Consider the following 13,492-nt stretch of genomic DNA (forward strand, 5'->3'; position numbering starts at 1 on the left):
CATGCCTTTACAAACACCTTCACAAACCGTTGGCCCTTATTTTGCGTACGGCCTGACGCCGGAGCAATACGGGTACGATTTCAAAAGTCTGGTAGAAAATCAGCTGGTAAATCCACTCGATGAGCCGAACGCCATCACCATTACCGGAAACGTCTATGACGGGGAGGGCGTGATTATTCCCGATGCCATGATTGAGCTCTGGGATGCAAAAAACAAGCTCTTCGGTCGGATGGGGACGGGTACTGACACCCAAAACCGGTTTGTTTTCCATGCGCTAAAACCCGGTTCTGTAGATGGACAAGCCCCTCATCTGTCAGTCATCGTTTTCATGCGCGGACAACCGATTCATTCCTACACCCGACTGTATTTTTCTGACGAAGCAGCCGCCAATGAAACAGACCCTGTTTTGACGTTAGTCCCCGCCGAACGACGCCAGACGCTCATTGCTCAGAAAACTTCGACCGGCTATTTGTTCGATATATACATGCAGGGTGAACAGGAAACCGTATTTTTCGAGATATAACCTATATCCCCAACCATGAGTCTGTATTCCAGCCTGTTTTATAGTTCTGATGTGCAATCGTTATTGACGGAAGAAACTACCGTTGCGCACATGCTTCGGTTTGAAGCGGCATTGGCGACGGCTCAGGCTAAAAATGGGCTCATCCCAGCGACCTCAGCCGAGCTGATTGCGGCTTGCTGCACCGTTGAGTTGCTGGATTGGGAACGGCTCAAAAAAGACATTGCCCAGAGTGGGAATGCGGCAATTCCGCTGGTCAGACAGCTAACGGGCATCGTCCGGAAACAGGATGAAGCAGCGGCTGGATTCGTGCATCTGGGCGCTACGAGTCAGGATGTGGTCGATACCGCAACTGTGCTGATGATCAAAAGCGTACTCGACTGGCTGGACGGCAAACTTTCGGCGCTGGCAGACAGGCTTATTACGCTGACGCAGGCCCATCGCCAGACCGTCATGATTGGGCGGACACTTTTGCAGCAGGCTAAGCCCATTACTTTCGGCTTGAAAACGGCCTTATGGCTGGATGGCCTTGGCCGCAGTCAACAACGGCTGACCGAGAGCCGAAAGCGGGTTTTGGTGCTGCAACTGGCGGGGGCGGTGGGGAGTCGTAACGCGTCGATCCCGTCTTTGGTGCATCAGGAAGTGGCAAATCTTTTGGACATACACCCTTCTGCTTCCTGGCATACGCAACGCGATACAATCGTTGAGTTTGCCACCGTAATGGGCATTCTCACGGGAAGCCTGGCCAAGATGGCGAATGATGTGACGTTGCTTATGCAGACCGAAGTAGCCGAAGTGCTGGAAGGAAAAGCAGTTGGTAAAGGGGGCTCCAGTACGATGCCGCACAAACGCAATCCCGTCACGACCACGGCCATTTTAGCCAATGCCAATCGGGTGCCGAATCTGGTAGCCACAATGCTGTCGGCCATGCCACAGGAACACGAACGATCGGCCGGACGCTGGCATTCGGAATGGGACGTGCTAAACGATATTATGCAACTGACCGCCGGTGCCGTCGAACGCAGTCTTGAGTTACTGGATAATCTGGAAGTGGATGTGCCGCGGATGCGTCAAAATCTCGAACTGACCAATGGCCTGATCTACGCCGAAACCGTTTCGCTGGCGCTGGCCCCTAAACTGGGCAAAGCCAATGCCCACGAATTGGTCGAAAAGGCGTGCGCGGTGGCGGTTTCAGAGCATAAACACCTTAAAGAAGTCCTTTGTGACCAAGCCCTTGAGGGGCCCGACCTCGATGCGCTTTTCCAGCCGGAAAACTCGCTGGGACAGACGCTGGAGATTATTGATTCAATTTTGCAAAAGCATAATCAACGCTAAAGAGCCTCAGGTAACGGAAAACACTCTTTAGCACTTTCGCTACTTTCTATGTCCATTAACTATCAACTGCAGGGAACCCCCAACAGCCCGGTGCTGATCTTCTCCAACTCGCTGGGTGCTGAGATGATGATGTGGGATGACCTGTTACCCTTTTTACTGCCTTACTTCCGGGTGCTTCGGTATGATACGCGTGGGCATGGCGGCAGCGAGACCACATCGGGACCTTACACCATCGACCTACTGGGACAGGATGTAATTGACCTGATGGATAGCCTGAACATCGAACAGGCGTATTTCTGCGGTTTGTCGATGGGGGGGCTTATTGGGCAGTGGCTGGGCATTCATCAGCCTCACCGATTCAAAAAACTGGTACTGAGCAACACCGGCGCTAAAATTGGCAACGACGAACGCTGGAACGGCCGCATTGCTACCATCAACGAACACGGCTTGCAGGCCATCGTCGATGATACCATGGAACGTTGGTTTACCGAGAGTTTTCGAAGGGAAAATCCAGAGCGGGTAGCGGATACAAAAGCCATGTTTCTGCGTTCACCGGTTGATGGCTACGCAGCCTGTTGCGCGGCCATCCGCGATGCCGACTTTCGGGAAAAGCTGGGTCAGCTTTCGGTAGATACGCTGGTCATAACGGGCGATGAAGACCCCGTAACCAATGTTGAACAGGCAGAATTTCTGCGCGATCGAATTCCCAACGCCCAGTTGGCAATCCTGCCCGCCCGGCATTTGGCTAGTACCGAACTGCCCCAACCATACGCGCAGGTGCTGATCAACTTCCTGGTTGGCGAATCGACCTTCGACAAAGGCATGCATGTTCGGCGGACGGTGCTGGGCGATGCGCATGTCGATAAAGCCAATAGCCAGATCACTGACTTTACTGCCGATTTTCAGCAGTTCATCACCAACTACGCCTGGGGGGAAATCTGGACACGGCCGGGGCTGTCCAAACACAACCGTAGCCTGATCACGCTGTCGATGCTGATTGCCCTTAACCGAAAGGCTGAGTTTCAAATGCATGTTCGGGCGGCTTTGAACAATGGCGTCAGCGCGGCCGAGATCCAAGAAGTTATTATGCAATCAGCCCTGTATTGCGGACTGCCAGCCGCCAACGAAGCCTTTCACGCAGCCAGCGACATCCTGAATCAACAGCCATGAACTACCATACACAAGTTGGCATCATTGGGGCCGGCCCCGCCGGACTTTTGCTGGCTCAACTGCTGCATCAGCAGGGAATTCGCTCCATTGTGCTCGAAAACCGGACGAGAGAACGCGTCGAAAGTCGGCAGCGGGCGGGCTTGCTCGAACAAAACACCGTCGACCGGCTTCGGCAGGCGGGAGCCACCGCCCGACTGGACGAGCAGGGGCTGGTGCATGATGGAGTTATCCTCAGCTATAATGGCCAGCGGCACCGCATAGACCTGGCTGGATTGACCGGTAACTCCCGCGTGACGATCTACGCCCAAACCGAAGTCGTGAAAGACCTGATCCAGCTGCGACTAGACACGGGCGAACCCATTTTGTTTGAGGCCGAAGCTACACGCATCGACGGACTGGACGGTATTGCACCAGCCATCCATTACACGCACAAAGGGGAAAACCACACCCTTACCTGCGATTTTATAGCGGGCTGTGATGGCTTCCATGGCATTGCCCGTAAGACGATTCCTGAGTCGCTAACCACCGTTTATGACAAGATTTATCCCTACTGCTGGCTGGGTATTCTGGCGAAAGTACCGCCCTCGACGCATGAGCTGATCTATGCCTACCACGATCGGGGGTTTGCGCTACACAGCATGCGCTCGCCCGAGATTTCCCGACTGTACGTGCAGTGCGATGTGGCGGATACGCTGGAAGACTGGCCCGATGAACGCATCTGGAAAGAACTCCAACTCCGGCTCGGCACGCCGGGCTGGACGCTGCACGAGGGCCCGATTCTGGAGAAAACCATCACACCCATGCGGAGTTTCGTGAGTGAGCCCATGCAGTACGGCCGTCTGTTTCTAGCCGGAGACTCGGCTCATATTGTGCCGCCCACAGGTGCAAAAGGCTTGAATATGGCCGTCGCCGATACGGGGCAGTTGTTCGATGCATTACTGGCCTGGTATCAGAACGGTAGTGCAGCCGAGCTGGCGAATTATACGGCCTGCTGTATGCGTCGGGTGTGGCGGGTGCAGGAGTTTTCCAACTTCATGACGGAGCTGCTTCACCGTAGCCCCGACAAGTCCAGTTTCGATGCTCATTTGCAGGCATCCCGGTTCAATCAACTCATCACCAGCCAGACAGCCTCGACCGTTGTTGCTGAAAACTATGTAGGTCTGGCCGCCAAAAAAGCCGGAGAAGCCTCTCAATCTGTACTTTCTTACGCATGAAAACTGTTCCCATTTTAGACGTTCATAAGGCGGCCCTTCTCGTTAAAGACGGCGATACACTCTTGCAGGGCGGGTTCGGCATGACCGGAAACCCCGTTCATCTAATGCACGCGCTGGCCGAAATCGGCACCAAAAACCTGACTTTCGTAGGTAATAACACCGGCGAAACGGGTTTGGGCGGGGGGCGTCTGCTGCGAAATGGCCAGCTTAAAAAACTGATCGGCTCCTTTTTTACCTCCAACCCTGATGCCGTTAAAGCGGCTCAAAACGGCACGGTCGATTACGAACTGCTCCCACAAGGAACTCTGGCCGAAGCCATCCGGGCGGGTGGCGCGGGTATTGGCGGTTTTTATACGCCAACCTCGGCGGGCACACCGCTGGCTCAGGGTCGAGAAACCAAAGTCATCGACGGGGTCGAGCAGGTGTTTATCAAGAGCATACGGGGCCATGTGGCGTTCATTCGGGCATGGCGGGCCGATACGGCCGGGAACCTGCAATACCGGATGACGGAAAATAACTTCAATAAAGCGATGGCTACGGCCGCCGATCTGGTCATTGCCGAAGTAGAAGAAATTGTGCCGGTCGGCGAAATCGCTCCTGAATTCGTGCATACGCCCGGCTGTTTTGTCGATTACCTGGTGCAGGCAACCTTAACGCTGGAAGACCTTGGCAGTTCGGCATCGGTGTCGTCGTCCAAAAAAGTGGACGAGTCCCGTATGAATATGGCGCGCCGGGCTTTGGCCGAACTGAAGAAAGGTGACGTTGTTAATCTGGGCATCGGCATCCCCACGCTCGTAGCCGATCTGATTACGGAAGAGCAGGGCATCATTCTGCATACTGAAAACGGCATGCTGGGTGTTGGTCCGGTACCGGCCGATGGCGGTGGCGCAATGGATTACCCGGTCAATGCCGGTAAAATTCCGGTAACCGCCCTCAAAGGCAGCAGCTATTTCGATAGCGCCGATTCCTTCGCCATGATACGGGGCGGACATATCGACGTGGCGATCATGGGCGGCCTCGAAGCCGACGAAGCGGCCAATCTGGCGAACTGGGCCGTTCCCGGCAAACCCCTGCTGGGTGTCGGTGGGGCGATGGATCTGGCCAAAGGCGCCAAGCGATTGATCATCACCATGACCCACACCAACCCCGATGGATCACCCAAGATCGTGCCCCAGTGCACCCTGCCCCTCACCGCCATGGGCGTTGTCGACATGGTCATCACCGATCTGGCTGTTTTCGGCTACCCAAACGGAAAACTCACTCTGCTCGAACTCATGCCCGGCGCCATGCTGGAGGAGGTACAGGCTAAAACAAGCGCGCAATTTTTAAAGAGCGAAAGCGTAAAAGAGTGATTCGTATACACTCTTTCACGCTTTCGCTCTTTCATCCTTTCACTCATGTCCGACTCATTCATCATCGACGCCATCCGTACGCCCATTGGCAGTTTTGGTGGCAGTTTATCGCCCATACGTGCCGACGATCTGGCGGCTTTACCGATCAAAGAACTTCTTTCCCGGAACCCAAACATACCCGCCGATGCCATTGACGATGTAATACTGGGTTGCCACAACCAGGCGGGGGAAGATAACCGCAACGTCGCCCGCATGGCGCTGCTGCTGGCTGGTATCCCTTACACAGTACCCGGCGAAACGGTGAACCGGCTTTGCTCGTCGGGTATGTCGGCAGTCATTCATGCCAACCGGGCCATTAAAGCCGGGGATGGCGACGTATTTATTGCGGGCGGCATGGAGCACATGACCCGCGGCCCGTGGGTAATTTCCAAAACGTCGAAGCCCTTCGGTAACGACGCCCAGATGTTCGATTCCAGCTTTGGATGGCGGTTCATAAACCCTAAGATGCAAGCAATGTATGGCACCGATGCTATGGGCGTAACGGCCGAAAACCTGGTCGAGATCTACAGTATCAGCCGCGAAGACCAGGATTTGTTTGCCTACAACTCCCAGCAGAAAGCGGCACAAGCGCAGCAGTCGGGCCGATTGGCGGAAGAGATTATAGGCGTCGAAATCCCGGCGAAGAAAGGACCCGCTACGGTTTTCAATACCGATGAGTTTGTCAAACCGCAGACCTCTCTCGATGTGCTGGCGAAGCTGAAACCAGCCTTCAGGAAAGAGGGCGGTACTGTAACGGCAGGTAACGCTGCCGGGCTGAACGATGGAGCAGCCGCCATGTTCATAGCCTCCAACGAAGCCGTCAAACGCTATGATCTGACGCCTAAAGCCCGCATTGTAACCTCGGCAGTAGTGGGTGTTGAGCCGCGCATTATGGGTATTGGTCCCGTTCCGGCCACCCAAAAGGCATTGCAAAAAGCGGGGCTGACGCTGGCTGACATCGACGTAATCGAGTTAAACGAAGCCTTTGCTGCTCAGTCGCTGGCCTGTATCCGGGCCTTGGGACTGGCCGATAACGACCCGCGTATCAATCCAAATGGTGGCGCTATTGCCCTGGGGCATCCGCTGGGCATGTCGGGTACGCGTCTGGTGCAAACGGCCGCGCTGGAACTGACGAAGCAGAACAAACGCTACGCCCTAGCTACCATGTGTGTTGGAGTCGGTATGGGCTATGCCGTAGTCATTGAACGGGTTTAGGCCACCAACAACCTTATAATTTGACATGAAACACGTACTCACCCTAGTATTTATCTTATTATCAATTTGTTCAATGGCGCAAAATCAGGAAGTAGATGTTGAAAAGCTGGCAATTGAGTCGTCCAGATATTGGCTGGATCTCGATTATGTTGGCGATGGTCTCATCGGTCACAAACTGGATATCCATTTGCCCAAGACGGGCAGTGCGCCATTTCCGGTGGTCATTTGTATTTACGGAAGCGCCTGGCGGGCTAATTCCTGGAAGGCCAATACGTTCAATGAAGCGGGAATAGGCCAACGGTTGCTGGGCAAGGGATTTGCCGTTGTGAGTATTAATTACCGGTCCAGTGCGGATGCCCAGTTCCCGGCGCAGATTCAGGATGTAAAAGCCGCCATTCGATTTATTCGGGCCAACACCTCAAAATTTGGTCTGGATAACGCATTCATCAGCGTTACTGGCTGGTCGTCGGGTGGACATCTGGCAGCCATGGCGGGTGCAACCAATGGTATCAAAAAAACGCAGGTGAACGGACTGGACATCGACATGGAGGGGTCTTTGGGAAAATTCACCCAGGCCGACAGCCATGTCGATGCCGTGGTCGACTGGTTCGGCCCTACCGATTTCCTCATCATGGATGCCTGCGGTAGTACGATGGCCCATAACGATGCCAAATCGCCGGAGTCGATACTGGTGGGTGGTCCTATCCAGGAGAACAAAGACAAAGTGGCACTGGCTAATCCCATCAGTTATGTCCGAAAAAGTAACCCACCGTTCCTGATTTTCCATGGCGATAAAGACCCGCTGGTTCCTCATTGCCAGAGCGAGAAGCTGTACGAAAAACTACGCGCAACCGGCGCAACCAGCCAACTCGTAATTGTACCCGGTGGCGGGCATGGTCCGGGTGTTATGATCGACACCTATTACAATCAGGCACTGGCATTTCTGACTAAACAACGGGAAGCAAGTAAAAAGAAGTAGAGCCGTACTTCACCATACAAACAAATAATCATTCATTTGATTGCCGTTCTGTTTCCTCTTAAAACCATGCAATTTCCCAAAAAATACCTTACCGTAAAGGTTTTGATACTCGCCTGTGTTCTGTCGTTTCCTGCACTGGCTGCGCGCGTGGACACGCTCGATGTGCCCAGCGCTAGTATGAACCGAACGCTCCGGGCAGCCGTCGTTCTGCCGGAACGATATCGCAAAGCGAAACAACCCTTTCCGGTACTCTACCTCCTCCACGGGGGCTCGGGCAACTTTAGAGACTGGCTCACCAAAACACCGGACAAAACGCTGTTACACCGATTAGCCGACCAATATAATATTATCATCGTCACCCCGGACGGCGATCCTACCAGTTACTATTTCGACAGCCCGCTCGTTAAAACCAGTCAGTTCGAAACCTTTATTTCGAAGGAATTGATTGATAAAATTGACAATTCGTACCGAACCGTTCGGGAGAAAAAAGGGCGTATCATCGCCGGGTTGTCGATGGGCGGACACGGGGCCATGTACATTTCCAGCCGCCACCCGGAGTTGTACGCGGCCGCCGGAAGCATGAGCGGTGTCATGAACATCAACACCGCCACCTGGAAAGTCCCCGCCGATTTTGCCAAATCCCGCGCCGATAATTTTGCCAAGTTGCTGGGTCAGCCCAAAGACGGCGACGCCCCCTACCCCGGCTTCACGATGGTTACCCTGGCCGACCAGCTCAAAACCAACAACCTGCCCCTGATTTTCGATATCGGTGTCGATGATTTCCTGATCGAGACCAACCGCGAAATACACCGCCTATTAGTGGCTAACAAAACACCGCACGATTATACCGAACGGCCCGGTGCCCACACCTGGGAATATTGGGGGAACGCCCTACCCTACCAGATGCTGTTTTTCAATAAGATCCTGACCGCCAACCAAGTGACGATTCATTAACTAATGCTATGAAAAAGAGAACACCCATATCGGTCATGGCTTGCTGCATCGTGGCAGGATTTCTATCGTTCACAGCCGTCAACCGCGAGTTTGACGCCGTAAAGGTTACCGGCGGTCTGGTATCCGGCACGGTTAACAAATCCGGCGACATACATATTTTCAGAGGCATTCCGTTTGCAGCCCCGCCCGTTGGCGACCGGCGCTGGAAAGCCCCTCAACCTGTCATTCCATGGTCAGGCGTGCGCAAATGTGACGCTTTCGGGCCGAGCCCGATTCAGGGGACACCAAATCCGTTTGGCCCCTGGAGTGCCGAGTTCCTGATTCCCAAAGAACCGATCAGCGAAGATTGTCTCTATTTGAATGTCTGGACAGGAGCAAAATCAGCGACGGAAAAGAGACCTGTTTTGGTATGGATTTATGGCGGGGGCTTCAACAGTGGTGGTGCCGGAGTACCCATTTATGATGGTGAAACAACGGCGAAAAAAGGAGTCATTTTTGTCAGTATGAATTACCGGGTCGGGCCATTCGGCTTCTTCTCACATCCGGAACTCACCAAAGAATCGGGTCGAAACGCATCCGGAAATTATGGTCTGATGGATCAGATTGCGGCTTTGCAGTGGGTGAAGCAGAACATCGCTCAATTTGGTGGCGACCCTTCCAATGTAACTATCGCCGGCCAGTCGGCGGGGTCCATGAGTGTAAACGCTCTGGTCGCTTCGCCGGTAGCAAAAAGCCTCTTTACGAAAGCCATAGCCGAAAGTGGTGCTAATTTCGCTCGCCCGGCAGCAACGCTTGGTGAGGCAGAGCAGGCCGGTGTGAAGATGGCCCAGGCAATGGGAGCCTCCTCGTTGGCAGACTTACGCGCTTTACCTGCCGACGAAATTCTAAAAAAAGGCCAGGGTCGCGGGCTGGTTATTGACGGATACGTATTACCCCAGTCCATTGCGGCCATTTTTGCAGCCGGGAAGCAGAACGACGTTCGCTTGTTGACCGGTTGGAATGAGGACGAAGGAATGGTATTCGGTCCCGCCAAAAAGGCCGATGACTACCAGAAGCAGATCAACCAGCAGTACGGAGCCAATGCCGAGAACTTCCTCCGGTTTTATCCGGCCGGAACCGATGCCGAGGCCGCATCCTCGCAGGTAAAGGTGTCCAGAGATATGATTTTTGGTGCACAGAACTACCAATGGGCGAACATTCAAAGCCAGAACGGGAAGATAGCCTATGTATATCGCTTCTCCCGAAAAGTGCCCGCTACGGGCGAATACGCCCACTATGGTGCATTTCACACGGGTGAATTGGCCTATGCCTACGACAATCTCAAGTTTATAGACCATACCCTTCGCCCGCTGGAACCAGCCGACACAAGACTGGCCAGCGAGATGTCGGCCTACTGGGTCAACTTCATCAAAACTGGTAATCCAAACGGCAAGGGACTTCCCAACTGGCCGGTTTATTCAACAAAAGACAAGCAGATCCTGGTGTTCGATACGAAGACCGAAGCGAGGCCCTTAGCCGACGGCCCCGCGCTGGAATTTCTGCTGACGACGATGAGTAAACAGTGAAAAAATCCTGTCGAGTATTGAAGAAACATTAACCTCAACCAGCCTTAACAAACTTTAACAGCCCGCCCTAACCCGGTCGGGCTGCTTTTTTGCGTATTTTTGGCCACTACTTACACAAAAGCAGTTCGTTAATCTTCATTTGTATGCAATCATTTAAACGCCTGAACACCCTAACGGGCTGGCTCGTTTTCGCCGTCGCGCTCTTTACCTATGCGATGACCGTAGAACGTACCGCCAGTTTCTGGGACTGTGGCGAGTTCATTGCGTGTTCGTTTAAACTCCAGGTACCTCACCCGCCCGGTGCTCCATTTTTCCTTTTGCTGGGACGACTTTTTTCCATGATGTCGTTCGGCGATTTAACCAGCGTAGCCTACTGGGTCAACATGGCGTCGGTATTAGCCAGTGCTTTTACCATTGCGTTCCTGTTCTGGACCATCACGATGCTGGCCCAGAAACTCCTGGGTAAAGCAGAACGCGATTATACCACCGCCGATACGCTGCTGGTCATTGGAACGGGTGCCGTTGGCGCGCTGGCCTACACCTTCTCCGATACCTTCTGGTTTTCGGCGGTCGAAGCTGAAGTGTACGGCATGTCGTCGTTTTTCACCGCCATCGTCGTTTGGGCGGCCTTCAAATGGGAGCGCATCGAAGATGAAGCAGCCGCCAACCGCTGGCTTATCTTTATCGCTTACCTGACGGGTCTCTCCATCGGGGTCCACTTATTGAACCTCGTTACCCTGCCTGCGCTGGCCCTTATTTACTATTTCAAGAAATACCCCAAACCAACGTTCTGGGGTGGTGCCATGGCGTTTGGTATTGGCCTGGTCATTTTGGGCATTATCAACTCGGGAATTATTCCCGGCTTGCCGGGCATGGCCTTCGCCTTTGAGCGGTTCTTCGTGAATACCCTCGGCCTACCGTTTACGTCGGGCGCTATTTTCTTTACCGTCGTCTTCCTGGGTGCCATCGTCTACGGCATCATCTGGTCGGCCCGGCAGAAGCGGGTTGTATTGAATACCTCCCTGCTGGCGCTGGCGTTCGTGCTGATTGGTTACGCGTCGTACATGCAGGTGCTGGTACGGGCCGACTTTAACCCGCCTATCAACGAAAACGACCCCAGCGATGAACTGAACTTCCTGTCGTATCTGCGTCGGGAGCAGTACGGAAGTCGGTCGTTGCTGTACGGTCCGGTCTTCACGGCCCGCCCCATCGACCAGAAGCAAGGTGCCGCCATGTGGAAAAAACAAGGCAATAAATACGTGGTATTCGACCACCAGCCAGAGTACGTCTACGCACCCGGCGACGAAATGCTGTTTCCCCGCGTTTACAGCAGCCAGCAAAACCACCCGGCGCTGTACCGGCAGATGCTCGGTCTGGCAGAAGGTCAAAAGCCGACGATGGGTGATAACCTGAAATTTCTGTTCAACTACCAGCTAGGACACATGTGGTGGCGTTACCTGATGTGGAACTTTGCCGGACGGGAGAGCGACGAAGAAGGCGCGGGTTACCTCCTCCCCTGGTCAACGGATCAGGGTGCACCGGATTTATTGAAGACCAATAAAGCGCGCGATAACTTCTACATGTTACCGTTCATTCTGGGCCTGTTTGGTATCACATTCCAGTACTTCCGCCGTCGGCGCGACTTCCTGATTGTTGGGCTACTGTTTTTGTTCACGGGTATCGCCCTGCAAGTCTTCCTGAACTCGCCCCCATCGGAGCCTCGCGAGCGTGATTACATCTACGTTGGTTCGTTCTACTTCTTCGCCATGTGGCTCGGTCTGGGCGTTATGTCGATTGCCGAAGGATTACGCAGTGCCTTAAAATCGGATGTAGCCCGCAATGGCGTTGTGGCTGGTGTTTGTCTGCTGGTTCCCGTTATGATGGGCGCCAAGAGCTGGGACAACCACAACCGCGATAAGCGCTACCAGTCGGTCGATTTCGCGAAAAACCTCCTGAACTCGTGCGCGCCCAATGCCGTGCTCTTTACCGGTGGCGATAACGACACATTCCCCCTGTGGTACGTTCAGGAAGTAGAAGGGTTCCGGCGCGACGTTCGGGTGTGTAACCTGAGTTTACTGGGTACGGAATGGTACATCCAGCAGATGAAACGGAAGACCTATGAGTCGGAAGCACTGCCCATTTCGCTCGAATTCGACAACTTTAACAAGGGCAAGAACGACATTGTACCGTTCTACGAAGTGCCGGGCGTTAAAAACGGAATCGACCTCAAGCAATATATCAACCTCATCAAGACGAGCAGTCCGGCGGTTCAGGTACCGCTCACCAATGGCGACATGACGAGCATTCTGCCTTCGTCGGTGCTGTTTCTGCCCATCGACAAAGCTGCGGTAGACAAAGCGAACTTTGTACCGGCTGCCCTTCGTCCGTTGATGAAAGATACCCTGCAATGGACCATTGGCAAGAAGGATCTGTACAAGCCTGACCTGATCATGCTCGATATGATCGCAACCAACAACTGGAAGCGTCCGATTTACTTCTCAAGCACCCTGGCGAGCGACAACTACCTGAGTCTGAAGAACTACATGCAGTTGGAAGGGTATGCTTATCGGCTCATGCCGGTGGCCGTACCGGGTGCAACGGATGGCTATGTCAACTCCGACATCATGTACACCAACATGACGAAGAAAACTTTCTGGCGTGAGTTCAACAACCCGGATGTGTACTATGATGAAACCTACAAAGGACCGCCGGTAATTTCGGCCCGCATTGCCTTCTTCCGTCTGGCGGATCAGTTCATCCGGGAAGGCCGCAAAGACAAAGCCCTGGAGGTACTTAATTACTCGCTGAAGGTTATTCCGGACAAAGCGATTCCGTACGACCAGATTTCGTCGAACTATGTACGCTTCCTGTTTGAAGTGGGCGATAGCAAAAAGGCGCTCGAAATTGCCGAAGTGATGGCCACCCGCGCCGACCAGGATCTGACTTATGCCAAGAGCGGCAACGGGCGATTTGGCAGCCCTGATTCAGACTTGTACATTCTGCAAACGATTGTTGAAGCTTGTAAGGAAGCTAAGCAAACGGCAGCCGCCAACAAATACGAAGCCATTTTCCAAAAGCACATCAACGCTTTTGGTTGATAAGACCCAATTAATCAAAAAGCCCGAACTACAGCTGTGGTTCGGGCTTTT

The 13,492-nt window shown here is 53.7% G+C and carries 10 protein-coding genes; all 10 read left to right on the forward strand.

Annotated features, from left to right (window positions below; translation table 11 throughout):
* The first annotated feature begins 1 nt into the window (after position 1).
* The 10 genes from ACYVJM_RS03810 (at position 2) to ACYVJM_RS03855 (ending at position 13,441) form a co-directional block, all read left to right on the forward strand.
* Positions 2–523 (forward strand): peptidase associated/transthyretin-like domain-containing protein, encoded by a 522-nt coding sequence (locus ACYVJM_RS03810; RefSeq protein ID WP_461146874.1) that lies wholly within the window; start codon positions 2–4, stop codon positions 521–523.
* Between the two features lie 15 nt (positions 524–538).
* Positions 539–1,855 (forward strand): 3-carboxy-cis,cis-muconate cycloisomerase, encoded by a 1,317-nt coding sequence (gene pcaB / locus ACYVJM_RS03815; protein ID WP_461146875.1) that lies wholly within the window; start codon positions 539–541, stop codon positions 1,853–1,855.
* 48 nt (positions 1,856–1,903) lie between these two features.
* Positions 1,904–3,025, forward strand: a complete 1,122-nt coding sequence (gene pcaDC, locus ACYVJM_RS03820; RefSeq protein WP_461146876.1) for a bifunctional 3-oxoadipate enol-lactonase/4-carboxymuconolactone decarboxylase PcaDC — start codon at positions 1,904–1,906, stop codon at positions 3,023–3,025.
* A complete protein-coding gene (locus ACYVJM_RS03825) occupies positions 3,022–4,239 on the forward strand; it encodes a 4-hydroxybenzoate 3-monooxygenase (protein WP_461146877.1) in 1,218 nt (405 codons plus the stop codon). The genes pcaDC and ACYVJM_RS03825 overlap by 4 nt, the downstream gene beginning before the upstream one ends.
* Positions 4,236–5,591 carry a 3-oxoacid CoA-transferase gene (locus ACYVJM_RS03830; protein ID WP_461146878.1) on the forward strand — a complete coding sequence of 452 codons (1,356 nt, stop codon included), beginning with the start codon at positions 4,236–4,238 and terminating at the stop codon, positions 5,589–5,591. The genes ACYVJM_RS03825 and ACYVJM_RS03830 overlap by 4 nt, the downstream gene beginning before the upstream one ends.
* A 45-nt stretch (positions 5,592–5,636) precedes the next feature.
* A complete protein-coding gene (gene pcaF, locus ACYVJM_RS03835) occupies positions 5,637–6,845 on the forward strand; it encodes a 3-oxoadipyl-CoA thiolase (protein ID WP_461146879.1) in 1,209 nt (402 codons plus the stop codon).
* Between the two features lie 73 nt (positions 6,846–6,918).
* Positions 6,919–7,824, forward strand: coding sequence for an alpha/beta fold hydrolase (locus tag ACYVJM_RS03840; RefSeq protein ID WP_461146880.1), 906 nt, complete (start codon positions 6,919–6,921; stop codon positions 7,822–7,824).
* Between the two features lie 66 nt (positions 7,825–7,890).
* On the forward strand, positions 7,891–8,778 hold the full coding sequence (locus ACYVJM_RS03845; RefSeq protein ID WP_461146881.1) for an alpha/beta hydrolase: 888 nt from the start codon (positions 7,891–7,893) through the stop codon (positions 8,776–8,778).
* Between the two features lie 8 nt (positions 8,779–8,786).
* The gene (locus tag ACYVJM_RS03850) at positions 8,787–10,343 is read left to right on the forward strand and encodes a carboxylesterase/lipase family protein (protein ID WP_461146882.1); all 1,557 of its coding nucleotides are present in this window, start codon (positions 8,787–8,789) and stop codon (positions 10,341–10,343) included.
* A gap of 143 nt (positions 10,344–10,486) precedes the next feature.
* Positions 10,487–13,441: a glycosyltransferase family 117 protein gene (locus ACYVJM_RS03855; RefSeq protein ID WP_461146883.1), complete on the forward strand. Its 2,955-nt coding sequence runs from the start codon at positions 10,487–10,489 to the stop codon at positions 13,439–13,441.
* The last annotated feature ends 51 nt before the right edge of the window (positions 13,442–13,492 follow it).

The sequence above is a fragment of the Spirosoma pulveris genome, assembly GCF_054781875.1.